The sequence below is a fragment of the Prochlorococcus sp. genome, assembly GCF_965655815.1.
Taxonomy (GTDB): domain Bacteria; phylum Cyanobacteriota; class Cyanobacteriia; order PCC-6307; family Cyanobiaceae; genus Prochlorococcus_A; species Prochlorococcus_A pastoris.
Genome location: NZ_CBFHHZ010000002.1, coordinates 220,545 through 246,732, shown reverse-complemented (window position 1 = coordinate 246,732; position 26,188 = coordinate 220,545). Strand labels below are relative to the sequence as shown.

At 30.5% G+C, this 26,188-nt stretch carries 27 protein-coding genes; 10 read left to right on the top strand and 17 right to left on the bottom strand.

Going from position 1 to position 26,188, the window contains the following annotated elements; translation table 11 throughout:
- Nucleotides 1–20 precede the first annotated feature (20 nt).
- Nucleotides 21–1,589, top strand: a complete 1,569-nt coding sequence (locus ACTF45_RS04405) for a SulP family inorganic anion transporter (protein ID WP_011132278.1) — start codon at nucleotides 21–23, stop codon at nucleotides 1,587–1,589.
- A gap of 6 nt (nucleotides 1,590–1,595) precedes the next feature.
- Here ACTF45_RS04405 and ACTF45_RS04400 read toward each other — a convergent pair whose 3' ends face one another.
- From ACTF45_RS04400 to ACTF45_RS04385, 4 genes are all read right to left on the bottom strand, one after another.
- Entirely contained in the window at nucleotides 1,596–2,486 is an 891-nt protein-coding gene (locus ACTF45_RS04400; protein ID WP_438949426.1) for a homoserine O-succinyltransferase, read from the bottom strand.
- 14 nt (nucleotides 2,487–2,500) lie between these two features.
- Nucleotides 2,501–3,829 (bottom strand): O-acetylhomoserine aminocarboxypropyltransferase/cysteine synthase family protein, encoded by a 1,329-nt coding sequence (locus tag ACTF45_RS04395; protein WP_438949425.1) that lies wholly within the window; start codon nucleotides 3,827–3,829, stop codon nucleotides 2,501–2,503.
- Nucleotides 3,830–3,901: 72 nt separating this feature from the next.
- Nucleotides 3,902–4,561, bottom strand: a complete 660-nt coding sequence (locus ACTF45_RS04390; protein ID WP_438949424.1) for a hypothetical protein — start codon at nucleotides 4,559–4,561, stop codon at nucleotides 3,902–3,904.
- Nucleotides 4,562–4,664: 103 nt separating this feature from the next.
- Nucleotides 4,665–6,173, bottom strand: coding sequence for a hypothetical protein (locus tag ACTF45_RS04385; protein WP_438949423.1), 1,509 nt, complete (start codon nucleotides 6,171–6,173; stop codon nucleotides 4,665–4,667).
- Nucleotides 6,174–6,343: 170 nt separating this feature from the next.
- On the opposite strand from ACTF45_RS04385, the gene stpA reads away from it, so the two are divergent.
- Together stpA and arsS are read left to right on the top strand one after the other, a co-directional pair.
- Nucleotides 6,344–7,549 (top strand): glucosylglycerol 3-phosphatase, encoded by a 1,206-nt coding sequence (gene stpA, locus ACTF45_RS04380; RefSeq protein ID WP_438949422.1) that lies wholly within the window; start codon nucleotides 6,344–6,346, stop codon nucleotides 7,547–7,549.
- A 44-nt stretch (nucleotides 7,550–7,593) separates the two neighbouring features.
- A complete protein-coding gene (arsS, locus tag ACTF45_RS04375; RefSeq protein WP_438949421.1) occupies nucleotides 7,594–8,526 on the top strand; it encodes an arsenosugar biosynthesis radical SAM (seleno)protein ArsS in 933 nt (310 codons plus the stop codon).
- Nucleotides 8,527–8,532: 6 nt separating this feature from the next.
- On the opposite strand, the gene ACTF45_RS04370 is transcribed toward arsS, so the two are convergent.
- A complete protein-coding gene (locus ACTF45_RS04370; RefSeq protein ID WP_438949420.1) occupies nucleotides 8,533–8,985 on the bottom strand; it encodes a Fur family transcriptional regulator in 453 nt (150 codons plus the stop codon).
- 150 nt (nucleotides 8,986–9,135) lie between these two features.
- Here ACTF45_RS04370 and ACTF45_RS04365 point away from each other — a divergent pair, with 150 nt between their 5' ends.
- Complete coding sequence (locus ACTF45_RS04365; protein ID WP_438949419.1) at nucleotides 9,136–9,693, top strand: hydrolase; 558 nt, start codon at nucleotides 9,136–9,138, stop codon at nucleotides 9,691–9,693.
- A 73-nt stretch (nucleotides 9,694–9,766) separates the two neighbouring features.
- Entirely contained in the window at nucleotides 9,767–10,798 is a 1,032-nt protein-coding gene (locus ACTF45_RS04360) for a mechanosensitive ion channel family protein (protein WP_438949418.1), read from the top strand.
- Here the strand turns inward: ACTF45_RS04360 and ACTF45_RS04355 are convergent.
- Nucleotides 10,769–11,770, bottom strand: coding sequence for an SDR family NAD(P)-dependent oxidoreductase (locus ACTF45_RS04355; protein WP_288348307.1), 1,002 nt, complete (start codon nucleotides 11,768–11,770; stop codon nucleotides 10,769–10,771). The genes ACTF45_RS04360 and ACTF45_RS04355 overlap by 30 nt on opposite strands.
- A 230-nt stretch (nucleotides 11,771–12,000) precedes the next feature.
- Between ACTF45_RS04355 and crtL the strand changes: the two genes are divergently transcribed.
- Both crtL and ACTF45_RS04345 read left to right on the top strand, forming a co-directional pair.
- Entirely contained in the window at nucleotides 12,001–13,284 is a 1,284-nt protein-coding gene (gene crtL, locus ACTF45_RS04350; protein ID WP_438949417.1) for a lycopene beta cyclase, read from the top strand.
- A 12-nt stretch (nucleotides 13,285–13,296) separates the two neighbouring features.
- Nucleotides 13,297–14,004, top strand: a complete 708-nt coding sequence (locus tag ACTF45_RS04345) for an SDR family NAD(P)-dependent oxidoreductase (protein ID WP_438949416.1) — start codon at nucleotides 13,297–13,299, stop codon at nucleotides 14,002–14,004.
- On the opposite strand, the gene ACTF45_RS04340 is transcribed toward ACTF45_RS04345, so the two are convergent.
- Entirely contained in the window at nucleotides 14,001–14,543 is a 543-nt protein-coding gene (locus tag ACTF45_RS04340; RefSeq protein WP_438949415.1) for a GIY-YIG nuclease family protein, read from the bottom strand. The genes ACTF45_RS04345 and ACTF45_RS04340 overlap by 4 nt on opposite strands.
- Before the next feature lie 74 nt (nucleotides 14,544–14,617).
- On the opposite strand from ACTF45_RS04340, the gene ACTF45_RS04335 reads away from it, so the two are divergent.
- On the top strand, nucleotides 14,618–15,277 hold the full coding sequence (locus ACTF45_RS04335; protein ID WP_438949414.1) for a glutathione S-transferase N-terminal domain-containing protein: 660 nt from the start codon (nucleotides 14,618–14,620) through the stop codon (nucleotides 15,275–15,277).
- Here the strand turns inward: ACTF45_RS04335 and ACTF45_RS04330 are convergent.
- The 7 genes from ACTF45_RS04330 to hisS all read right to left on the bottom strand — a co-directional run bounded on the left by ACTF45_RS04330 (nucleotide 15,274) and on the right by hisS (nucleotide 20,905).
- Entirely contained in the window at nucleotides 15,274–15,531 is a 258-nt protein-coding gene (locus tag ACTF45_RS04330) for a hypothetical protein (RefSeq protein WP_011132263.1), read from the bottom strand. The two genes, ACTF45_RS04335 and ACTF45_RS04330, sit on opposite strands and share 4 nt — an antisense overlap.
- Nucleotides 15,532–15,569: 38 nt before the next feature.
- On the bottom strand, nucleotides 15,570–16,943 hold the full coding sequence (locus tag ACTF45_RS04325; RefSeq protein WP_438949413.1) for a sodium:solute symporter: 1,374 nt from the start codon (nucleotides 16,941–16,943) through the stop codon (nucleotides 15,570–15,572).
- A gap of 106 nt (nucleotides 16,944–17,049) precedes the next feature.
- A complete protein-coding gene (locus ACTF45_RS04320; protein ID WP_011132261.1) occupies nucleotides 17,050–18,108 on the bottom strand; it encodes a chlorophyll a/b binding light-harvesting protein in 1,059 nt (352 codons plus the stop codon).
- A 550-nt stretch (nucleotides 18,109–18,658) separates the two neighbouring features.
- Nucleotides 18,659–18,895, bottom strand: a complete 237-nt coding sequence (locus ACTF45_RS04315; RefSeq protein ID WP_438949412.1) for a hypothetical protein — start codon at nucleotides 18,893–18,895, stop codon at nucleotides 18,659–18,661.
- Nucleotides 18,896–19,027: 132 nt separating this feature from the next.
- Entirely contained in the window at nucleotides 19,028–19,330 is a 303-nt protein-coding gene (locus ACTF45_RS04310; protein WP_438949411.1) for a TIGR02450 family Trp-rich protein, read from the bottom strand.
- A 14-nt stretch (nucleotides 19,331–19,344) separates the two neighbouring features.
- On the bottom strand, nucleotides 19,345–19,482 hold the full coding sequence (locus tag ACTF45_RS04305; RefSeq protein WP_438949410.1) for a hypothetical protein: 138 nt from the start codon (nucleotides 19,480–19,482) through the stop codon (nucleotides 19,345–19,347).
- A gap of 133 nt (nucleotides 19,483–19,615) precedes the next feature.
- Nucleotides 19,616–20,905, bottom strand: coding sequence for a histidine--tRNA ligase (gene hisS / locus ACTF45_RS04300; RefSeq protein WP_438949409.1), 1,290 nt, complete (start codon nucleotides 20,903–20,905; stop codon nucleotides 19,616–19,618).
- Between the two features lie 98 nt (nucleotides 20,906–21,003).
- Between hisS and ACTF45_RS04295 the strand changes: the two genes are divergently transcribed.
- Entirely contained in the window at nucleotides 21,004–21,429 is a 426-nt protein-coding gene (locus ACTF45_RS04295) for a hypothetical protein (protein ID WP_438949408.1), read from the top strand.
- 29 nt (nucleotides 21,430–21,458) lie between these two features.
- On the opposite strand, the gene ACTF45_RS04290 is transcribed toward ACTF45_RS04295, so the two are convergent.
- Nucleotides 21,459–22,271: a 3'-5' exonuclease gene (locus ACTF45_RS04290; protein WP_438949407.1), complete on the bottom strand. Its 813-nt coding sequence runs from the start codon at nucleotides 22,269–22,271 to the stop codon at nucleotides 21,459–21,461.
- 134 nt (nucleotides 22,272–22,405) lie between these two features.
- Here ACTF45_RS04290 and ACTF45_RS04285 point away from each other — a divergent pair, with 134 nt between their 5' ends.
- Nucleotides 22,406–23,128, top strand: coding sequence for a DUF1350 family protein (locus tag ACTF45_RS04285; protein WP_438949406.1), 723 nt, complete (start codon nucleotides 22,406–22,408; stop codon nucleotides 23,126–23,128).
- Here ACTF45_RS04285 and acs read toward each other — a convergent pair.
- Both acs and sds read right to left on the bottom strand, forming a co-directional pair.
- Nucleotides 23,125–25,107, bottom strand: a complete 1,983-nt coding sequence (gene acs, locus ACTF45_RS04280; RefSeq protein ID WP_438949405.1) for an acetate--CoA ligase — start codon at nucleotides 25,105–25,107, stop codon at nucleotides 23,125–23,127. The genes ACTF45_RS04285 and acs overlap by 4 nt on opposite strands.
- 97 nt (nucleotides 25,108–25,204) lie before the next feature.
- Entirely contained in the window at nucleotides 25,205–26,176 is a 972-nt protein-coding gene (gene sds, locus ACTF45_RS04275; RefSeq protein ID WP_438949404.1) for a solanesyl diphosphate synthase, read from the bottom strand.
- Nucleotides 26,177–26,188 lie beyond the last annotated feature (12 nt).

Below are 26,188 nucleotides of genomic sequence, written 5' to 3'. Positions count from 1 at the left end.
AAGTATAAGAAGAAATTACAATGTCAAATTTCACCAAATATTTATCTAAAAATTGGTTAGATGATCCAAAATCTAATATTCTTTCGGGATTAGTAGTGGCTTTTGCAATGATTCCTGAAGCGATTGCTTTTTCAGGAATTGCTGGGGTTGATCCTAAAGTTGGACTTTATGGCGCATTCTGCTTATCTATAACAATTGCGATTCTTGGTGGCAGAAGGGGTATGATTACTTCCGCGACAGGATCAACAGCTCTCCTAATGACTGGGGTTGTTGCTATTGGAGAAGCTCAGGCCCCTGGAACAAATCTTGGTCTTTCCTATTTAATAGCAGCAGGATTATTAACAGGTGTTTTTCAAATACTCTGGGGATATCTAAGGCTGGCTTATCAAATGAGGTTTGTACCGACAGGTGTATTAAGCGGATTTGTAAATGCTCTTGCTTTATTAATATTTCAAGCTCAATTCCTTCAACTAGGAATTGGCATTAATGAAGGGAAACTATTAGAAAATGAACTTTCAAAATATCCAACAAATAGTCAAATACCTACCGTTTGGATTCTTGTAATTTTAGGATTAATTGTTATTTACGGATTTCCCAAAATAACAAAAGTAATTCCTTCTCAATTAGTGGCAATTGTTTTGCTTACTTTAATAAGTGTATTTTTTAAATTAGAAATCCCTACCGTAAGTGATTTAGGGACATTACCAAATGGATTCCCTAGTCTCTCCTTACCATTTGGTGAATTAGCGAATGGGAAAGTACCATTCAATCTTTCAACTTTGGGTGTGATATTGCCAACATCCTTAGCGATATCGCTGGTTGGTTTAATGGAAACATTCTTAACTCAAGATATTTTAGATGATGCCACAGACACAAGTTCCAACAAAAATAAAGAAGCAAGGGGACAAGGTATAGCTAATATAATATCCTCTTTATTTGGAGGCATGGCAGGCTGTGCGTTAGTAGGGCAATCAGTTATGAATAATGAGAATGGAGGTAAATCTAGATTATCAACCTTAATTTCAGGATTATCATTATTATTAATGATCATACTTTTAAAGCCTTGGATAGGGGCCATACCCATGGCCGCCTTAGTAGCAATAATGATAACAATTGCAATAAGCACTGCTGATTTAACTGGTTTGAAGAATATTAGAAAGATACCAAAAAGTGATACCGCAGTAATGCTTATGACTTTTGCGGTTACAATGCTTACAAAACCACATAATCTTGCCCTAGGTGTTATTGCAGGAGTTGGTTTAGCTGCAATACTTTTTAGCAGAAAAGTTGCAAAAGTAATAACGGTTTCAAGAGTTAAAGGCAAAAACCAAATAACTTACAAAGTTGAAGGTCAATTGTTTTTTGTCAGTAAAATATATTTTCTACAAGGATTCGATATTCATGAACATCCAAAAGATATTTTAATTGATATGTCTTTAGCTCATATTTGGGATCAGAGCGGGGTTGTTGCTTTAGATCAAATTATTAGAAAATTCAAAAATAGCGGCTCAAAAGTTGAAATTATTGGTTTAAATAAAGAAAGCTTGAACTTATTTGAAAGACTAGGAGGTCTTGAAACCTCTCACTAATTAAATTCAACTGAGACTAACTTGCTGATAACAAAACCATAGCCATTGCTGGAAAAGGAGATTCCGATGAGATCTCCAAGATGTATTTGAAGAATTAATATCAAAATTCTCAGGAGGAGGTACATCTCCCTTTTCTTTATCTCTGTTAATTTCGCTAATTATTCTATGCACTGTATATTCAGGATGACCTAAGTGCATGAGTTGTTTTTGATCTTTTGTTTCAAATATTGTGTAACCAACATCCTTGCCATATGCAAGCAAATTCAATTTCCCTTCTTTTTGAGCTTCTTCCATTTCAAGATCAGGTAACCCTGCAAATCTACTTTGAGGACAAATAAACTCATCATCTTGCGTACCCATTAAAGGATGACCAGGGGCAAGACTCTTTAATGGAAATACCCCAAATAATTTCTTATCAAATACTGTTTTATTAACACCTGCCAAATAAGCAAGTGCGAATCCTGCCCAGCATAACCCAAGGGTGCTTGCACAAGAATTTCTTGCTTCATTAGTAATATTTACGAATTCATTCCAATATTTAACTTCTTCAAAAGCCAAATGTTCAACAGGTGCTCCGGTAATAATTACTCCATCTAATGGTTCTGGATCATTTGCCTCCTCCCATGTTGTATAAAGATTATTTAAATGGTTAAGATCCCATGTTTTATATGAATGAGTTTTTAACTTTATCCAAACAGGCTCAATTTGAAGAGGAGATAAACCAAGAGGATGTAATAAATTGAATTCGTATTGCTTACCAAGAGGCATGATATTTAAAATACCAATCCTTAATGGACGTATATCTTGTCTTTCAGCCAAATCTGGTTCAATCCAAGAAATATGATTTTTCTCGACGTCACTAATCTTGTGATAATTACTAGGTATTATTAAAGCCAAAGAATCTCCATTATTTAAGTAATTTTTGAAAGTGCCTGCTCAAAATCTGCTTTTATATCATCAATATGCTCTATACCAACAGATACTCTTACCATTGTTGGAGTAACGCCTGCTGATAATTGTTCTGCCTCTGATAATTGCTGGTGTGTTGTGGATGCAGGATGAATAACTAAAGTTTTGGAGTCTCCCACATTAGCGAGATGACTAGCTAATTCCAAAGAATCAATAAATTTAACAGCGTTTTCATATCCGCCATTTAAAGAGAACATAAGCATACATCCCATTCCTCTGCCTGTAGTATATTTTTTAGCTCTTGAGTAATAAGGATCAGATTCCAAACCAGGAAAATTAACACTTGTAACTTGAGGATTTGAATCTAACCATTTTGCTAATTCAAGAGCGTTAGAAGTTTGTCTTTCTATTCTCAAACTTAAGGTTTCTAAACCTTGTAATAGTAAGAAAGAATTAAAAGGACTTTGAGCTGGGCCCCAATCTCTCAGACACTCCAACCTAGCTCTTAAAGCAAAGGCTATATTCCTATTATCTGGGACACCTAAAGATTTACATATATCACTCCCAAATCCAAACGCATCCCAATGTACTAGGCCGTGATAAGCAGCACTTGGTTCACTCATAAGTGGAAATTTTCCATTTCCCCAATCAAAAGTTCCTGCATCAACAATTACACCACCAATACTCGTTCCATGTCCTCCTATCCATTTAGTTGCGCTTTCTACAACAATATCGGCTCCAAAATCAATTGGTTTAATTAGAGCTCCTCCCGCCCCAAGAGTATTATCAACAATTAAAGGAATTCCATTTTCTTTAGCTAAATTAGAAAGACCCTCAAAATCTGGGATGTTGAATCTAGGATTTCCCATTGATTCAACATAGATTGCTTTTGTTTTATCATCTATTTTGTCTTTAAAACTATCAACACTATCTCCTTCAGCAAATTTAACTTCTATTCCCAATCTAGGAAATTGAACTTTAAATTGATTATAAGTTCCTCCATATAAGAAGGATGTAGAGACAAAATTGTCCCCTGCTTTCATACAATTAACTATTGCCAGAAATTGAGCAGCTTGACCTGATGAAGTTGCTAATGCAGCCATACCACCCTCTAAAGCTGCCATCCTCTTTTCGAAGACATCAGTAGTGGGATTCATTAGTCTCGTATAGATATTTCCAAATTCTTTTAATCCAAAAAGATTTGCTCCATGCTCAGCGTTATCAAAGACATAAGAACTTGTCTGATAAATAGGGACAGCTCTAGAGTTAGTAGTTGGATCAGGCTCTTGACCTGCGTGTAACTGAAGAGTCTCGAACTTTTGGTTACTCAAAATTTTTAAATTAATCCTATTATCTATTTAACTTAAAAACTTCCTAAAAATAAATACAAAAAAGATAAATCTTTATAAATCCTCTTTTAATGATGGATAATTTTCCCTCATAAATGATTTTAAATCTTCATTTATTTCAGATCTTAAATCTTCTTCATTTTTGCTGTCGATAGTAGGGAAAGTTTTGTTTGCTTCAGGATCTTTTTCAGTAATAGATTTCCAGCTTTTACTCACATCTTTTTCAGATTTATTAAATATATTAATGAAATCAAAAAGCTCGTCATTATTTTTAGCATCGTATTCTTTAAAAGCTTTTTCAATAATTTGTTTTCTATTAACAAACAAATTTTTAGCCTTCAAAGTATCTGGTAATCCCATTACTGGTTGCAGCTCTTTAAGAAGTTTCAACTCCTCTTCAATCAAAAGAGTCCAAACGCTTACTTGTTTTTTGGGCAAGTTAGAATCACTAAAAACTTTAATTTCTTCAAGATAGAAATTTAACCATAAATAATAAGATTTCTCTTCAATAGATTTTTTAACAGATGCTTTTTTATTTTGAATTTTCGGAAGTAACTTCTCTGCTTTTTTCAAAAATTGTCTGTCTTCTCTTTCTAGATTTATCAATCCCCATCTTTGACTATAGTCCCATAAGTCTTCATACCTTGATAAATCTTCTTGGTTCCAACCAAGAGCTTTGAGTTCATGAGAGCGATGTGATAATTCTTTATTCAAAAAAAACCTACTTTAATTTAATAAGTCTAACTCTGAAATTAGGATAAGTAAATAATAGAAAAGAGCAACTCAATTGATTTAGATAAATTTAGTAAGTATTGTACTAATTAGTAAAGTATTTGTTTATTATGTTTATTGCTTTTATATAGTTTGGATTTTTTTTAGAAGATAATTTTTCATATAATTTTTTATCAAAATTTATTTTATTACTATTTGGTTTTAATTTCTCATAAAATAATTTTTTGTTATCAAAAATATCTATTCCTTGAAGTTTATAATTTAGTTCTAGACATAAATTAGGCTTTACAGATTCCTGACAAAAATTAGTTATTGCATCTGAATTAATTAATACTTCATAAATAACTTTTTTTTCTTCCGTTTTTGCATTAAAGCATAAATAAATTAGATTAATCATCGAGCAATTGTTATTTTTAATATTAAATTCCCTGTAAATTTTGGGCCAATATATAAGCGATTTCAAGCCCTCAAGGCCTCCTTGACCCAAGCTAAATTTTTCACACCAACTTATAAATTCACCGACATCATTAGGACATCTCTTAAGTCTTAAAAGCATATCTGATAATACTTGTCCTGCCTGAAAATTCCTTGTTGGATTTCCCTCTATTGGCAACGACATGCTACCTAAGACATCAGCTTTAACAGCATTTAGTTGAGAAAAAGTATAATCAGCTGATTCAACATATTTGTTCCCAAGATTTTCTTTAGCGATAATAATATCTTCACCATATCCAAGTTCTTTTAATGAAAAATTTACGCTTTGAAATTTATTTTCTTTTCTAACTTTTAAAGAAACAGTTGCTGCTTGATCCAAGCACTGAGTTAATAAAACAGTATTGATTGTGGGCAACATTCCAGGCTTTTCTGCATGAAAGTTAGTAGCAAACCCTGCGAATATTGAAGAAATATTTTTTATGGACTTAATGTACTGGCATTCAATATTATGAACTCCGGGTGATACTTGAATATTTGGAGATAATTGATTTAAAATTCTTGCACCAATTAGAGCTGTTAATGAGTCAGGATGACAAAAATTAGCGGTAAAACTATCTTTAGGGTTTCGTAATGCACCATGACGATGAAAGCCAGTAAAGAAAGCTAAATCAGGATATTGATCACATAAAATATATGGTTTTTCATCTTCATCATCAAAACAAAAAGAGCCCACAAGACATGCAAGAACTACATTTTCACGATTTAAAGATTTTCTTAATTCTATGGCATAACGAATATCATTCTGTATGTGATTACTATTTGAAGCGAGAATAACGATCTTACATTTTAGAAGAAGATCTTCGAGTGTATTAGTCTTACTTTTACCCTCAAAAAAGTAATTTCCCATACCTTCTACTTTTTCTATTATTTTGTTTTCCATATTGGATAGAACATCTTTAGAAAAAGCACCTAATAAATCTCTTCCAGGTCTTGGAGCTAAAAGAATATTATTTGACTCAGAATGCATTGCACAGTTGTATGCTAATGATGCTGGATATAATCCAACACTAAAGAATCCAACTTTGCAGCTTTCAATGTCTTCTAACAATGAATAAAAAGATTCTTCGTTATTTAACTGACTAAAAAAACTATTATTCATTTTGTTCTTTTTATCCATAAATTATCTTAATATTTTCTATAAATAGCATTTTTATACATTAAACCAATTTATTGCCATCGCAAATCGTTTTAATATAAATATTGAATTTTATATTTTCAAGTTCAAGCTTTATTATGGATTCAAAAGAGAGGGAATTTTCATAATAGAAAATGAAAAACATTAATTTAGATTTTGAAGAAATAATAATTAATTCTAAAAATATCTTATTTATTCAAGATATAGATGGGGTATGTATTCCATTAGTAAAAGACCCAATGAATAGAAAACTGGAATCAAAATTCATATTTGCCGTTAAAAATTTAGAAAAAGAATTTTATGTTTTAACTTGCGGAGAACATGAAGGTCCAAGAGGGGTTAACAGAATAGTTGAGAGGAGTCTAAGAAGTATTGATCAGCCAAAAGAAAAAGGGCTTTATTTAAGAGGTTTAGCTGCATGTGGGGTTGAATATCAAGATAGTAATGGGAATATCAGTTTTGAGGGAGTATCTAAAGAAGAGGTTGATTTCTTAGCCAAAGTTCCTGACCTAATGAGGCCAAGTTTTGAAAAAATAGTAAAGAAAATTTTTCCTAATATCAATCAAGAAGAAATAAATTCTCATGCATCAAAATCGATATGTAAAACAAAGTTCTCTCCAACAATAAATTTCAATAGCCTTTTCGATTTAGTAAAAGATGATTCTGAAAAAAGAAAAATCATTCAAAAAAGCTTTGAAGATATGATGAATAAAATTATTTATAAAGCCAAAACTCAAGGACTTAAAAACTCATTTTTTCTTCACATATCACCAAATCTAGGGAGCAAAGATGGAAATGAAATAATAAAACTTTCTACTAAAAATGATATTGGGTCAACCGATATACAGTTACTTCTTAAAGGAGCAGTAAAGGACTCTGGAGTCCTCTTTTTATTAAATAAATTTATTTATGATACTACTGGTAAAGCTCCATTTGGTAAAAACTTTAATTTTAGAGACTCTCCTAAATCGATAATAGAAAAAGTAAATTTCTGCAAAAAATATATTAAATCAAAAGATATGCCAACAATTATTGGGATTGGCGACACAGTTACATCACAAAAAAATTCCAATAATAGTTATTCAAGAGGAGGAAGTGATCGATCATTCTTAGAATTTATACAATTACTAGGAAAAGAGTTTGATAGTAATAATAAAATAATTTTCGTTGACAGTAGTTCAGGAGAAGTTTATAGACCTTCTACAAAAATATCTGGTTTAAAAGGAATAAGTGATGAGGCAGACAACTTAAAGTTTGATATTATTTTTCAGAATGGTCCTAAAGAATATTTAAACTGGTTTATTGCATTTGCAAAAAAAAGATCAAAATTAAAAACCTAATTCTTAAATAAATTTTTTAAACTGAGAATAATAAATCACAAAATATGATAGATAGTTTTCCTTTAATAAAGAAAGAATATATTGAAACACTCCAGATAAATATTGGCCTTAAATGTAATCAGGCTTGTAAACATTGCCATGTAAATTCAAGCCCATTACGTACCGAAAGGATGTCTAATGAAATAATTTCACTCATTCCAAAAGTTATAGAAAAATATAAAATTAAAACTTTAGATATTACCGGGGGGGCTCCAGAAATGCATCCTGAATTTAGAAATTTAATTACTACTTTAAGTGATAAAAATATTGATATTATTGATAGATGTAATTTAACAATTTTCTTTGAAGATGGTTTTGAAGACTTACCCCAGTTTCTTGCTAAGAATAACGTAATAGTAACAGCATCACTCCCATGCTATGAAAAGGATAATGTAGATTTGCAAAGGGGTTATGGAGTCTTTGATAAAAGTATTAATGCTCTAAAAATACTTAATGATTTAGGATATGGGAAACAAAAAGATGGACTTCAATTAAATCTAGTTTATAATCCCATAAATCCTATCCTACCTCCATCACAAGAAATCTTAGAAGCAGATTATAAAAGAATACTTTTTGAAAAGTACAATATCTCATTTAATAATCTTTATACAATAACCAATATGCCAATTAATAGATACGCAGACTCTCTTAATAGAGAAAACAAACTTGGTTCATATTACAAATTACTTAAAGAAAATTTTAATAAAAATAATTTAGAAAACCTTATGTGCAAAAAAACGATAAGTGTAAATTGGCAAGGTCAAATCTATGATTGTGACTTTAATCAGCAAATAAATTTTAAAGGAAATAAAGGGCCAAAGACACTTTCTGATTTAATTAATAAATCATTTAAATTTAATTATGGAGTAGCTGTTAATCAACATTGCTTTGCTTGTACAGCAGGGGCTGGATCAAGCTGTGGAGGAACTTTAACCTAATTTCTGCTAAATACAATTAGGACATATAGCTCTAACATTTAAAGAAGATTCAATAAGTTTAAAACCATTAATTTTAGCTGCCACTTTACCGGCCTTCAATACTTCATCACTTTCAAATTCTTCAGTTCGTCCACATCTAATACAAATCAAGTGATGATGATCTGCAGTCTCATTACTTAATAATTCATATCGATGACCGCCTTCACTAAGCTCTAATTCATGTAATAAACCCAACTGAACGAGAAGTCTCAAAGTTCTATATATTGTTGCGAGGGAAACTTTAGAACTAGATTTAATTAATTTTTCATGAACCTCTTCCGCACTTAAATGATTACCTGCTCCAATATTCTCAAATAAATTTAAAACCTTAAGTCTTTGCGGAGTTAATCTCTTCCCATCTTTATGTAAGCCATCTCCTAAAGGAGATGTGATAACTTGATACTGAGAAGATAAAGACAATTAAGTGAGGGATTTATTCTCAATAATAACTCTTGATGAGATTAAATCAACTTTTAACTAATAAATATTTACTAAAGTTCCTTAAAAAAATTACATTAAATACATAAATATATTTAGGATATCGCTTTAAATATTGTAGAAAAGAAATTAATGACACATTCTTCTAAAAACGAATTACCACTCAAAAACGCTTTACTATTACTAGATATTCAAGAAAAAATTATATCACCCATTAATAGCAAAGATTCAATAATCAAGAATATCCAAAAGCTATTAAGTGCTTACCAAATCCTTGATAAAAACATTTTTGTCTCAGAACAAAACCCTCAAAAACTGGGTAAAACAATTCCAAATCTTTTACCCAAAGAAGGTTTTACTAAAATTCAAAAAATGGATTTTAGCTTAGCTACTAGTCAATTTCTTTTGGAGGAACTTAATAATAAAAAAATTAGTAATTTGATAATTTGCGGATTTGAAACACACATTTGCATACAACAAAGTACCTTAGAATTCTTAAAAAAGGGATATGAAGTACTAATAATATCTGATGCCATGGGAAGCAGAAATAATTTAGATCACCAAATAGCACTACAAAGAATGCTTAATAAAGGAGCAATTATTACTACTACAGAATCAATAATTTTCGAAATTTGTAAAACCTCAGATAGAAAAGAATTTAAAGAAATTAGTAATATTATCAAAAGTTAAAGGTAATTAAGACTGGTTTATTTTTAGAGATAATTTAAACTTTAAATATTAGTTATTTAAGGATTTATTAGATATGAAATTATTTACGGAAAACTTGTTTTTGGCAATTTCTATATTTTTTATTGGAATAATATTATCAATAATAATATCAAAAATTTCAAAGATTATTTTTAAAAGGATTTCTAAAAGAACAAAAACAAATTTTGATGATTTTATTTTTGACACACTTACTGGAATTATTAGACCAATAGGTTTTCTTCTCTCAGCCTATTTCGCAATTGATTATTTCTTCACTGATGAAATAACTTTTATATCTGTACTATTAAATATTCAGAAATTACTTATATTAATAATTATCATTAAAGCTCTAAATAAAGTATTAATAAGATCTTTAACAGAATCTACAGCAAAAATTGATGACTCCTCAATTAGTTCAATGATCTCATCATTAACACCTTTAATTAAGGCTTTTACTTGGACCATAGGATCAATATTTTTCTTACAAAATATAGGAGTACAAATGACCGCAATTTGGGCTTTGCTTAGTGCAGGTGGTATCGGAGCAGGTTTAGCATTAAAAGATCCAGTGCAAGAATTTTTTGAATACATTACAATTTTGCTTGATAAACCGTTTCAGAAAGGGGAATTTATAAAGTCTGATAGCGTGTTAGGAATGGTAGAAAGAGTAGGGGTAAGATCTTCAAGAATAAGAAGTATTAACGGAGAAGTAATTGTTATGAGTAATAGTGCATTAACTAATGGGATCATTTCAAATTATGCTCAGATGAAGAAAAGGAGACTAGTTCATAAATTAGGAGTTGTTTATGAAACTTCTCCATCCCTGATGAAAATGATTCCAAAAATAATAAAAAAAATCATTGAAGAAACTAAAGATGCTTCTTTTGATAGATGTCACTTTACAGATTTTGGAGACTTCAGTCTTAATTTTGAACTAGTTTATTACATACCAACCAATAATTATTTAGCTGCTATGGAAGCACAACAAAGTATCAACTTAAGAATTATTGAAGAATTTTCTTTAAATAAAATAGAATTTGCATTCCCAACTCAAACATTAAATATTGAGAGAAACGAATCCAAATGATCGGCACAATTCCTCACTAAAACTCCAAAGTCTTAAAGCAAGTTCTTTTTTACTAGCTTCCTCACTTACTTCACTTTTAATTAATTTATGTTTTTTATAAAAGACAAGCTTATTGCTTAAATGTAAGTACTTAATATTATTGAAATCATTATCAAAAGCGATATCAGAAAGCAACTTCCCTGCATTTTCTACATTTTCAGAAATACCTAAAATATTTTTTGCAATACTTGAAAAAACAATATATCCAAAAATATTAAATTTCATACTATATCTGAAAAAGCCCAAATCTTCATTAGGAATTACAAGACCAGGAGCCCATGAAATAACAGATATTTTACTAGATTTAATTTGTAATCTTTTTGAAAGTTCCTTAGCAAACAAAATATTACATAATTTACTATTTTTATAAGCCTTGTCAGAATTAAAATTTGTATAGTTTCCTGAAATTTCATCTTTAAAATTTATTAAATTATTTAAACCTGCTTTCTCTCCAACATTTCCTCCAGAACTCTTTGGATCATGAACATCAGATGATGTAATAATTATCCTAGATTCGTTTTTATTATTTATTAGATCTATAAGAATATTAACCAAATAAAAATGTGCGAGATGATTTACAGCGAAAGTTAGTTCAACCCCCTGTTTTGAGACTTTAGGATAAAAAGATCCTGTATATTGTAAGCCTGCATTTAAAATAACCACATCTAAAGAAACATTTTTTCTGATTAAAAAATCTCTAACTTTATGAATATTTTCCAAATTTGACAAATCAATATTATCAATTAGATTTAAATGATTTTCTATATATTCTTTATCAAAATACTTTATTAGTTTTAATAAAAATTCTTCTTTTCTTGATAATGATCTGATTGGAATATATAAATTATTTTGAGTCTTCAACAAGTTAATTGTTGTAAAAAAACCAATCCCAGAATTACCTCCTGTTATTAAGATATTTTTATCTTTTATCATATGTATTAAACAAGCAATTATTTACAATAAGAAAATTATATATTATTTTTTTTCTTTTAATTTCTTATAAATTATTGTTAAAACACTCAAAACAAAAGGACTAGTTATAGAGTCTCTTGCTTATTATTAAATTTATTCTCATTATAAAATTTTTGAATGAATTATAAAAATGAAGTTTTAGATATTTTTTATTTTTTCAAAAACTTTTTTAACTTCAGAATTTATAATTAATGCCTTCCACAAGATTGCCCGATGTATTAGTTTTAGGAGCAGGACCTGCGGGGATGGCGATTGCTTCAGCTTTAGGAAAAGAAAAATTAGAGGTAGAGGTTCTTTCCCCTAATGGTCCTGACGAGCCTTGGCCAAACACTTATGGTATTTGGGGAAAGGAAGTAGATCAACTTGGGCTTCAGGATTTACTTGAATATAGGTGGAAAAATACCGTTAGTTTTTTTGGGCATGGTTCTCCTGAAGAACATCACTATGAGAATAAAGCAACTGAGCATTCTTTAGATTATGGATTATTTGACAAGAAGAAATTACATAGTTACTGGTTAAATGAATGTAATAAATCTCTCATTAAATGGCATGAGGGTTTTGCAGAGAAGATAAACTTTCAGAAACAAAAAAGTACTGTTACAACCAGTGATGGCAAAACTTACTCAGCAAGATTAGTTGTAGATGCAACAGGGTATGATCCTGTATTTCTTAAATTAAAATCATGTGGACCATTAGCAGTCCAGACTTGTTATGGAATAGTAGGGAGTTTTAGTAAGCCTCCACTAAAAAAAGGGCAATTTGTCTTAATGGATTATCGTAATGATCATTTAAATGAGGAGCAAAAAAAAGAACCACCTACTTTTCTTTATGCAATGGATATGGGAAATGGAAAGTATTTTCTTGAAGAGACTTCGCTTGGATTAGTAAATCCTTTAACAATGGATAATTTAAAAGAAAGGTTAGAAAAAAGACTTTCTTACAGAAACATCTCAATTACTAGCATGCAACATGAAGAACTTGGTTTGTTTTTACCCATGAATATGCCTATCCCAGACTTTAAACAACAAGTACTTGGGTATGGCGGTGCAGCTTCAATGGTTCACCCAGCATCAGGATATCTAATTGGTAATGTTTTAAGGAGAGCTCCACTAGTGGCAAAAGCCATATCAACTGCAATGAATGATAAAAAATTAAGTACTTATCATATTGCTAGAAAAGGCTGGGAGAGTTTATGGCCTAAAGAATTAATAAGAAAGAAATCAATCTACCAATTTGGTTTGGAAAAACTTATGAGATTCGATGAAAAACTATTAAGAGAATTTTTTGGTAGTTTCTTTAAATTACCTAAAACTCAATGGTATGGATTTCTAACTGATACATTATCCTTAAGAGAAATCGTGTATGCAATGTGCATAATGTTTATAAGGGCCCCTTGGAGTGTAAAAAAAGGGTTAATGATTATGCACGGTAAAGAACTAAGAATGTTATTAAGGATAGTTTTACCAAATATATAATTAAAAATTAAAATGAGAACTATTTTGATAAGCGGAGCTAGTAGCGGGATTGGACTAAATATTGCACATAAAGAACTAAAAGCAGGAAATAGAATTAGTATTGGGCTAAGAGATTTAGAGTCTGTTAAAGGAAGCATTATTGATCCTAATAATTGGACTAATGAAAAAATACTCTTAAATAAATATAATGCATTAGATAAATTTTCCGCCAAAAAGTGGGTAGAAAATACAGTTAGTAAATTTGGAGGTTTTGATACTTTAATAAACTGTTCTGGAGTCCTTTCTAAAGTTCCTTTTTTATATAAAGATGGGGATGAAGAAGAGATATTAAATACTTTTAATATAAATTTTTTAGCCATTTGGCATTTATGCAGACTTTCCTGGAAACACTTAAGTCAATCAAATAATGGAAGAATTATCGTTTTAGTGTCAATGAGCGGCAAAAGGTCCAAGGGAGATTTAGCAGCATATTCCTCATCAAAATTCGCTTTAATGAGTCTTTGTCAAACAATGAAGAACAAAGGTTGGGAAGAAAATATAAGAATTACTGCTATTTGTCCTAGTTGGGTTAATACAAAAATGGCTGAGAAAATATCATCCTTAGAAAAGTCAAAAATGACTCAACCAGGTGACATAGCCGAAATATGTTCTACCATCCTGAAATTACCAATGCAGTCAGTTCCATTTGAAATAGCATTAAATTGTAATTATGAAATTTAATTTAGTCTAAACATTAGAAAAGCCATTGTGATCATCGCAATAGCTATAAAAAAACCTTTTATTCGATTCGTTAATAATGAAAACAAAGATAAATCTTCAGAAAAATATCCTCCAAAACTACCTGTAAGAAACAAGATAATCATAGGTATCGATGCGAGGCCAAATGAATAGGATATATTTCTTAAAAATCCAAAATTAAAATAATTCAAAATTAAAAAATTTATCCCAAATAATAAAAAGGACGCAAATAAAGTTATGGAAACCTCAGCATCAAGTGTATGAGGTAAATTTCCTTTTAATTCAAATTGTTTTTTACATTCAGATATCTGCCTTTTAGTAAGCTTTAAATATCCGGTTTCAGGGATTCTTTGGGATTTATATTTTCTTAATAACCTCGCTTCAAGTGTTTCAGGCTCTTTAGTCATTATCGAAGCTAGTAATTCATCTGGTTTGAGTTTTCTAATTTTCTTATCAAGATTATCTGCCTTACCAATTCGATAAAGATCTCCAACTCTTATAAGGTAAACATATCCCGCCATTTGCAATGTAAAATTAAGGTTAGTCCTATGTAGATAATACTAAAAGATTCAAAAAAAATTTAATTTTTTACAAAATGAGAACAGATATTTTATATTCATTTCGTAGATGTCCATATGCAATTAGAGCAAGATGGGCATTATTAATTTGCGAAATTAAAGTAGAAATAAGAGAAGTTGATTTAAAAAATAAGCCATTAGAATTTATAAATATATCAAAGACTAAAACAGTTCCTATCCTAGTAAAAACAAATAAAGAAGTCATAGAAGAAAGTTTAGATATTATCATCTGGGCACTTTCAGAATCAAAAAAGAAAAAATTAAAAAATTTTTATATTCCTATTAGTAAGGAGGAAGAAATTATAGAAATCATTTCCGAAAATGACGATGGGTTTAAATATCATTTAGACCGTTTTAAATATTCTGCTAGATTTAACGCAAGCGAAGAAGATTATCATTTCATAGAAGCTGCCAAATACATAAAAAAATGGAACAAAAAACTAACAAATAGTAGATGGCTAATTGGAGATAATCCTTCAATTGCCGATTGGTGTGTTTGGCCATTTGTAAGGCAATTTAAAATTGCTTGCGAAAGTCAAAAAAAAACAAGCTATTTTGAAGATCCAATAAAAGAGTGGTTAGGACATTTTGAAAAACATCAATATTTTAAAAAATTAATGCATAAATTTGATCCATGGAAACCATCGACAAAGAAAGAATATTTCCCTTTTAATTAGCTTTCAAGTAATTTTCTTTTTTCAATAATTCTTGCTAATTCTAAAAAATATCCTGCTGTTCTAAATTTTCCAATATTTTTTTCTTTAAATTCAATATCACTTCTAATTTCTGCAGTTTCAGCCATAATTAAATCCAGTTCGTTAAATCCAAGACTATATAATTCTCCTAGTTCAACTTCTCTTCCAAGCAAATGACTCCTAAACCATTTTTCTTTACTTTCTTGAGGAGGAATATCATATGGCGTGTAGGACATAAATCAACAAAGATATATTTTTATACTAACTTAACTTCTTATTGATAACTTGTAGAAAACCTTTTGTTAAAAAAGAATGCAACCAAAATAGTAAAAAGAGTTATTAATGCACAAATCTCTGTCCAATAATCTAATCCTATTTTTGAGATCAATAATGGAGCTAATACTGTAAAAAATCCTCCTGATAAGATTAACTGAGCAAAAAGTTGCTTTGATGTAAAAATCGGAAGTGTTTTAGAAATATTTTTTGGATCAGCGAGTCTTAAAAGAAGTAGTCCAGATGCAACTACTCCAGTTGAATTTCCAAATTCTATTAAACTTCTCTCAAACCAGTATTTTTCAAATACAAAGTATGCAAAATAAGCAATACAAATTAAATTCCAAATCAAACCAAAAATAGTAAGTACCAAAATCAATCTCCAATTATCAAGAACAGTAGCAATATCTAAACTTGCCATTGCTGTAAAAATTAATAAATCTGTGGACAAGATGCCAATTTCTCTTTGAAGAAGATTAGATATAAATTCTGTATTATTGGTTTTTTCTAAGATATATCTAATCAAAAGTGATCCTATAAGAATAAGTGGAAATACAGGAAGTGATAAGATTACTTCTTTTGAAAATTCACCAAAGTAGTTTGAAATATACCTTAAAAGGTTAAGTATCAAGACCCCAAAAGAAATTGCCAACCCTACAAAGCCAAGATTTATTAATAAAATTCTCAAATCTGAAAAAATGCTTATTTTCAGATTTGGATTTTCATTATCCGTTTTATCAACGATCTGCTCTGTATCTGAAATTCCTAAAGTTCTTCCTACAAAAATAAAAAAACTACCTAATAAGGAAGAGGATAAAAGGCCCATAGTAGCCATCGCAAGACCTAAGTCTAAGCCATCTGAGAATCCAAGTTTATTAAAACTTTCTCCAATAATAGTTGCAGCACCATGCCCTCCTTCAAAACCAACCTCTATTAAACATCCCATTAAAGGATTTGTTTCCATAGAGGGCGACAATAAGTATTTGACTACTAATCCTCCTACAAGAAATTGACCAAAGCCCAATGAAAGAGCCAACAAAAACTGATTGACAATGGGTCTAATTAAACCATTAATATTTGGAATTGGCCTTCCCATCATTAATGTCGCAAACACTAGAGATAAGAGAGGAGTAGGAAAATTACTCCAGACATTTGTAGTCTCCTTAGATAAAATATTTATTAATCCATAGGGACCTATCGATATTCCTACAATTCCAGAAATAACAGCTATGGGTAATCCAAATCTTTCTAATTGAACAGCAAATTTAAATTTCCTTCCAAAAATCAAGAAAAACCCGATTACAAAAAATCCTATTAGGCTTATTGAAAGTGAATTTGAGAAAATATTTTGATTCTGTAGGAGAGAAATATTCAACTATTTTAAACTTAATACTTTTTAAATCTAATTTAATAGATAAAATTTATCAAATAAAAAAGGCCTCATTAATTGAGGCCTTTTAATATTTATTAGTGACTAAAATTTAATCTTTAAGAGTAACAGTAGCACTATCAATGTTACTGATTGCATTTGTAACTCTCTTAAAGTCAAATCCTAAGGCTCTTAGTGCGTGCCATAGATGACCTTGAATAAAGAAGAAACCAAAGTAGTAATGTACATTTGCTAACCATGCCCTTGATGTGTAAACACCATCAGGAAGGTCAACAGTATCAATCCAATATGGAGAAATACTGAATTTCAATTCAAGTGGTTCACCAAAAAACTCTACAGGATAAACTGTTGTATTTGATGCGCTCCAGAAGGCAGCAATAATTGCCATCCAACCAATACCTGCTAAAGACCATGAAAGAACTGCTTCAGCAGATAGAAGACCTTTACCTTTAAATTTGGTATATTCACCAACTTGCTTTGTAGCAATGTGCCAAGCACCACCTGTAATCAAGACAAATGCAAGGAAAGCATGACCTCCCATAACATCCTCTAAATCGTCTATTAGTAGAAAATCTGTTTGATGATTCCAAATCTCAGCAAGGTTTAGATCATACTCAACTTGTCTCACGGCACCAATAGCTGGATCGTAGACTCCATGAACTCTTGCCCATTCAACAAGAAGAATTACAGCGAATCCAAGAATAATTAAATGATGTCCAAGAATGAAAGTTAATTTATCTGGGTTATCCCATTCAATATTGAATTTCCTTGCCTTTGCGACTTCTGATTCTTCAAGATTTCCTGGAAGAAGTAGCGAGTGAAGTAATCCACCAGCTGCAAGTACCATAGAGGAAACCAAATGAACAATAGCTATAGCTAGTACAGGTTTGGTATCTCCCATTAAAACTCCATCAGCATCAAACCCTATTCCAAGGGTGGCCAAGTGAGGAAGTGCAATAAGAGGTTGTTGACCCATTGGGACACTGGGGTCAAATCTTGATAGTTCGAAAAGAGTGAAAGCACCGGCCCAAAAAACAATTAACCCTGCATGAGCGACATGAGCAGCGATAAATTTTCCTGAGCGATTAGCTACACCTGAATTACCAGCCCACCATCCATAGGTGGTGTCTGGATTACCATAGGTTTGCATTTAGGAATTGATTAGCTTAAACGTATTGAGAATACTTTATATTTCATCAAACGGATGAATTAATAACAAAATTGTAAAGGTTATTAATTCTAGGGACTTGTAGGAAAGCGAATTTCAATAGGATTTCCATGTGCGAAGAACATAGTTTTAATCGAAAAATTAATTAATTAAGCCAAATTTTTATTGCAATTTGAAATAAGTTCAAATTTTTATAAATCTTTTTTTGCTGACATAAACAATTTTTTGTGTAATAAAAACAAATAAATTATTGACCCATGATCTAACAATTACTAAAAAAGGGATAAGTTAACGATACTCATGACAACTTCCCAAAGAAATAATAGAAAAATTTCACTAGAAATGAAATCAGAGGGGCATTACAAAAAAGCTGCAAAGTCCTATCGCAAATCAGATCAATACATAAATATGATTAATTTATATCCAATTCTTCAAACCACTTTGATTGACGTTGAGAACGAGAATTTGGTTAATTAGTAAACTTGCTTAGAAACAATTTTTAAATCTGGTGGAGTCTTAGATTCTTTATAAATCAAGCTGCATATTGGTCATGTTTATCTTCAGAATAATATTTATCAATTATTTTTTTACACAATAATGAATTGTAAAGAGCCTCTGGATTCCAAGGTTTTTTTTGCCCATGAGGAGAGCTTCTCCAATGTATTCCAGGTTTTAAAAAACCATTCTCTCTTAGATAGGAAAGTTTTATTTCAGTTATGCCTAAATTTTCAGCAGCATAATTAGATGAGTGCCATATATTTCCTAACATTGATTAATTAAATATTATTAATCCTTAATAACGTTAATTTTATTACTTTGAAAGGGGAGAAAAGTTTTAAAAAATTATTTGATTATTAAGAATATAGTTTTTATGGATATTTTTGACTTTTTTTATTTCAAATTAAGTGATATTGAATAAAGAATCATTTCTAACAAAGATTTTTTCAATGCCTTCTATTGAATTATTACTTAATTTGTAATCTGAATAATCTTTAGTGATCGCTTCACTTTTAGGAAGATTTAGCCATCCTTCATTCCAATCCCCACTATTTAATAATTCCTCATTTGAGATTTTTAAACTTATTTCTACATCAACAACTGAAACCATCAAAAAATTAATTTGATCTTGCTCATTAATTTTATTTACTAAAACAAAATGTCTTAATCCATTAATAGATTTATTAGAAGTCCAATAATTTTCCACGAATATTAAAAAACTTATAAATTTTTTTGATCATTATTAGAAATACTTTTATATTCTTTTCTAATTTCTTCTAATAAAGTTTTCCTTTTTTTTAAGTATGAATTAGATTCATTTTTTGATAAATCAAATCTTTCTTTTTTTGTCAAATTCATCCAGTTGTGGAGATTACTTTTATTAAATTTAATTTTTTTATCTTTTTTAAAAGCTTTTTTATATTTATAAAATTTTAAAAATATAAATGAAAACATAATTAATAAAGCGACTAATAAAATGATTTTCAATATTCTAAAGGTTTCTATCCAAAATTAAATTACTTTTTACCCACTTTTCTAATTTTAAATTATCTTCAATTAATATAGTTTCTTCTTTATTTTCTGAATTATCATTGTTAAAGAGCCTAATAACAAATACATTTTTTTCTGCTTCATCATCTCCAATTACAATAATACTTTTTGATTTTAATTTATTAGCTTTTTTAAATTGCTTTGAAAACGATGCTCCACTAAGATCTAATTCTATTATCAAATCATAATTTCTTAGTTTTCTGGATAATTCCATTGCCAATATTTCAGCATGAGTACCTTTATTCACAATATAAACATCTGTTTCTCTAGTTTCTTCAAGCTCGTTACCACACAATAGTATTAGTCTTTCTAATCCAATTGCAAATCCAATTGCTGGGGTTTCTGCCCCCCCCATTTGACTAATCAAACTATCGTATCTTCCTCCTCCGCACACTGTAGCTTGAGAACCTAATGCTCCGCTGGTAATTTCAAAAGCAGTATGTGTGTAATAGTCTAAACCTCTTACTAAATTGGAATTTTCGATAAACGGTATTTTTAGAAGCTTTAATTTTTCTTTAATAATTAAATATCTCTCGAGACTTTTTTCAGACAAAAAGTCAAATAATCTGGGAGCACCTTTAAGAATTTGTTTTGTTTTAACATCCTTAGTATCTAAAATTCTCAAAGGGTTCTTATCTATTCTCCTTTGAGAATCGAAATCTAAAGAGTTTTTATTAACCTCTAACCATTTTAAAAATGCCTTTTGAAAATTTGATCTATCAATATGATCCCCTAAAGTATTAATTTCAAGATTAAGTTCTTTTATTCCTAATTTCTCCAAAATATCCCAAGCCAAAGTAATAATTTCAATATCACTACTTACAGACTCATAACCGATAAATTCAACTCCTAACTGATGAAATTGCCTTTGTCTTCCTGCTTGAGGTCTCTCATATCTAAACATAGGTCCCATGTACCAAAGTTTCTGAGAAGGTTTAGTTGATATTCCATGTTGTATTAATGCTCTTGCGACTGAGGCAGTACCTTCTGGTCTTAATGTACAAGACCTTTCACCTCTATCTAAAAATGTATACATCTCTTTGCTAACAACATCGGTCCCTTCACCAATACCACGCATAAATAATTCAGTCATTTCTAGTATTGGAGTCCTAATTTCCTTGATAGAAGACCTAAAAAGTTGTTCTATTATTATTTTCTCGACATTTTGCCACTTTATTAAATGATCAGGTAAAAGATCAACAGTTCCTCTAAGATTTTTAAAGTTATTCAAAGTTCTAATTAATAATTCAAAATTTTTTAATTTAAATTGAAATTAAATTTTGCTGAAATTCTTTATGTCATAATTTAATCTAACATTCATACAAAATATTGGGAATAACTAATAAGGAAGAGAGTCAGCATTGTGGAACAAAACCAAAAAAATTTGCCTTCGGAATTGCTCCCTTAGGTATCGTTTCTATTGGAATAGTACCAATGGGTGTTATTAGTATTGGGGTAGTGCCAATGGGTGTTTTTTCTTTTGGGGCTGTTGCTATGGGAATAGTAAATTTATCAGTAGTTGGTATGGGAATAATTTCTGCTGGAATAACCACTATGGGATTATGGGAATATTCTCCTAAATCACATAGTCATGATATTCACATTCCCACTGAGAAGGCTTCAAAAATCAAAAAAGAGACCATGATGCCTTTCCTTTATAAAACAAAAGAGGAAGCTGAAAAAGCAGCGTCAGAATATGGATGTATCGGCGCGCATAAAATGGGTAAAAAATGGATGCCCTGTAAAATGCACTAAAGATTTTTCAAGTTTAAAAAGCTGAAATATTAATCCAATATCTGCACTTTAAAATCAAGACTATTTGCCTCTTCGACTGTTAATTTTTTAGCCCAAGCACCTTGCTTAGGATTATTCCATAGGAATCCTGCCTTCTTTGCTAATGATCTGTCTTCATAACTCACCAATGCTTTATATAAAAATCTTGGTTCAGTCGCTTTACTAAGTAGTTCTTCTAAATTCTCACATTTTTTGAATACCTCCGAAATATAGAAGCAATCTGATAATGCTCGATGTAAGCTCCAAACTGGTATTGAAAAAGAAAGTGCAAGATCAGTAACTGATGGTCTATTTTTTAAGTTTTTTTGAAATGACCAATTAATATCCTCTAAACTACAAATCCATTTTTTTTCGAGCTTGGGCAATCTACCCTTTCCAAACCATTTTTTGTCAAATTCAACATTATGAGCAACTATTAAATCTGAACAATCCACAAGTTTTAAAAAGAAATTCAAGCCGTCCTCCCAAGGTTGTTTAATATTAGTAACTTCTGCAGATATCCCATTAACATGTTCAGCTTCATTTGAACTTACTGGGAATAAGAACGAGACCTGAGAGAGGACAGATTTAGAATTTACATTAAATAAAATGCAACCTACCTCAATAATTTCATCTTTATTTTCATCTAAGCCAGTTGTCTCAGTATCAAGAATTAAAATGTTTTCTATTAATTGATTTTGATTATTATTTTTAGAGCTTAAGATTGATTTATTTAAAAAATTTGGTTTCTCATTATCATTATTTTTGATTTCATTATTAAGAAAATCCAATTGATTAATCTTTTTTTTGTTTGGTAGTTCCAATTATCAAAAAATATCTATTATATTTTGACGCATTTGATATTATTTTCTTTTAAATTAATAATAATTAAACAATCAACGTAAAAAAACTAAATCTTATTAGAAATCAACCTAATTGTTTGAATATAAAATATTAAATGACTTTTACAAAATATCAATTTAATAATTACTGTTATTGGCCTTCAAATCCAAAAAAAATCATAGAATTTATTGGAGGTAGTTATTTAGCCTCTAAACCAGATTTAGCTTACAAAAGATTTATAAAAAGCTTAATAGATAAAAACTATGCAGTGCATGCATACAAATACACGCCTCAGTTTGATCATCAAGAACTGGCAATAAGAGCATGGAAAGATTTTAAAAGTTGTCAAAGATCCTTATCAAAAAGAATAGGAACATCAATTCCTTCAATAAGAATTGGACATAGCCTTGGTTGTAAACTTCACTTAATTTCTCCAGATGGAGGTAGGAATTGCGAAAAATTCATATCAATAAGTTTTAATAACTTTAGTGCTAACAAATCCATACCATTTTTAAAAAAGATTTCTCAAAAATTAGAATTCACTAGTGAATTTAGCCCAAGCCCAGAAAGAACTTTTGGAATAATCAAAAAAACTTATTATCAAAAAAATAATTTTCTAATAAAATTTAACTCAGATGAATTAGATCAAACAGATAAATTACTTTCTTGTCTTAGAGGAAGAAAAGAAGATAACTCCAAAGGAATAAAGCTTAAGGGAACTCATACTATTATCGCTAGCGCAGGACTAAGAGAAAATTTTTTAGGTGATTGGGCTGATGATGATTTTAAAAGAAATACAATCAAACAAATATCTGATTTAATTGATAAATCAATTTAAGATATTTCCTTTAATTTTTCTAAAACAGAACTATCTTCAAGGGTACTAATATCTCCACTTATTTTTTCGCCTTCTGCCAAAGATCTCAAAATTCTTCTCATTATTTTTCCACTACGAGTTTTTGGAAGAGAATCTGAAATTATTATTTTTTCTGGTTTAGCAATAATTCCAATTTCATTAACTACATGTTTCTTTAACTCCTCAACTAATTCTGGAGAACTATTTATATCTTTTTCTAAAGATATAAATGCAATAATAGCCTCACCTTTCAAATCATCTTTTCTTCCGACTACAGCAGCTTCAGCAACTGATTTATGACTTACTAATGCGGACTCTATTTCCATAGTTCCCAAACGATGCCCAGAAACACTTATAACATCATCTACTCTTCCCATGATCCAAATATATCCATCATTATCAATCCGAGCCCCATCTCCAGCGAAATAAACATTTTTTTCACCTTTAAAAGAAATGTATTCCCAATAACTGTCTAAATATCTTTGGGAGTTTTCATGAATTGTACGCATCATTCCAGGCCAAGGTTTTTTAACAATCAAATATCCACCCTCATTTTTCAACACCTTTTCTCCATTTTTATCTACAACTTCAACCTCGATTCCAGGCAAAGATAATGTTGCGGAACCTGGCTTTGTAGCAACGGCTCCTGGTAAGGGACTTATCATCACACCACCAGTTTCAGTTTGCCACCATGTATCTACTATTGGACACTTATTATCCCCTATTACCTCTCGATACCACATCCATGCTTCAGGATTAATTGGCTCGCCAACTGTTCCCAAAAGTCTCAAAGATCTTAAATCGTATTGGTCAGGGATTTCGCGTCCAGATTTCATAAATGATCTTATCGCTGTTGGTGCTGTATAGAAAATAGTAACTTTGTATTTTTGAATAATTTCCCAAAAAGCCCCTAAGTTAGATGACCTTGGAACACCTTCAAACATAAGAGTTGTTGCTCCATTGGATAAAGGTCCATAGATTATATAACTATGACCAGTAATCCACCCAACATCTGCTGTACACCAATAGACATCATCATCTTTTATATCAAAAATCCACTTGAATGTTAGGTGAGACCATAGATTATAACCAGCAGTAGTATGAACAACACCCTTTGGTTTACCAGTGGATCCTGAAGTATATAAGACAAATAATCTATCTTCACTATTCATAATTTCAGGTTCGCACCAATCTTTTTGATCTTTTAATAATTCGTCCCACCAAAAATCCCTATTGTTTACCATCGAAATATCTTTTTTAGTTCTTTGAACAACAATAACTTTTTCAACAATCTTATTTGCCCCACTTTCAATTGCCGCATCAACAGCTTTCTTAAGCTCAATTACCTTATCTTTTCTAAACCCACCATCTGCCGTTATAACAAATCTAGCATTTCCATCAATCAACCTATCTTTTAACGACTCAGAGGAGAAGCCTCCAAAAACTACGGAATGAGGTGCTCCAATTCTTGCGCAAGCGAGCATGGCAACCATCGCCTCAGGAATCATTGGCATATAAATACAGACCAAATCACCTTTTTTTATTCCCAAAGATTTCAAAGCATTTGAAGCTTTGCATACTTCTTTGAGAAGTTCTTGATACGTATATTTCTTGTTATCTCCTGGCTCGCCTTCCCATACAAGCGCTGTTTTATTCCCAATTCCGTTTTTGATATGTCTATCTAAGCAGTTATAAGTGATATTCAACTTACCTTCCTTAAACCATTTAAAAAAGGGAGCATTTTCTCGGTCTAAAACAGTCTGAAATGGTTCGAACCAATCAATTTCCGAATTTGCAAAAGATTCCCAGAATTTTGTTGGGTTCTCTAAAGATTGTTTTTTTAAACTTTGTAATTCCTCAAAATTTTTTATATTTGATTTATCTGAGAATTCTTTTGAAGGGGGGAAGAGTCTATTTTCTTCAAGAATATTATTGATGGAATGTTTCTTATCTAATGTCATTAGATGAATCTAGTCAAAATTTATTTATTCAAGTTAATTATAATTTTCAAAAAATTATTATGTATTTTTAACTACAAAAATTTATTTTTTGATAAATCTAGTAAAGACGACTGAGCACAAATTCGGGTAAAGATAACAAAGCCCTCTTATATTCTGAGTCAGGAAGCCATAACAATGCTTCTTTTGATTGGAGAGCAAAATCTTCAGCTAATTTTCTAGAACGTTTTATTGCTTGCGAGTTCATAACAATATTCAAAGCATTATCTAAATCTTCCTTTTCTACAAGTTCTCTATTTATCAGAACAGACAAATTTTCATTTTCTTCTAAAGCATATAAAACAGGAGCAGTTAGATAACCACTTGCAAGATCACTTACAGCTGGTTTACCCAATTGTTTATCGTTACCGGTGAAATCAAGGATATCATCGACAACCTGAAAAGCTAATCCGATATTCTTTCCAAATTCGTATAAGTGATTCAATTGTTCAACTTCTAAATTACATAGAACTCCAGCTGCCTTTGTACTATTTGCAATCAGAGAAGCTGTTTTACAATAGCTTTTATTAATATATTTAGAAAAAGTTTGTGCCGAATCGAATCTATTTAGATTTTGTTTTATTTCACCTTCTGCTAAGTCCATTATTACTCTACTAAGAAGTTTAACTACTTTTACATTATCTAAGTTTGCTAGATGCCAACTTGCTTGAGCAAATAAAAAATCCCCAGCTAGTACAGCAACTCTCGTATTAAACCTACTATGAACAGTATCAACACCTCTTCTTGTGGATGCTTCATCTACAACATCGTCATGAACTAATGATGCTGTATGAATCATTTCAGTAATCTCTGCAAGTCTTTTATGTTTGGTTGTCAAAGTAAAGTCCTGAGAAATAGCTTTTGAAATCAATAAAACTATCCCAGGTCTTAACCTTTTTCCTCCGGCACTAAATAAATGTTCAGCGGCTGCTTGAAGAATTGGATGACCAGCACCGATTAAATTTTTCAGTTCGAAAATAAGATCATCAAGATCATTTTCAACTGGTTGTAGAAGTTCTGTTACTGTATTCATATTTGACCTCCT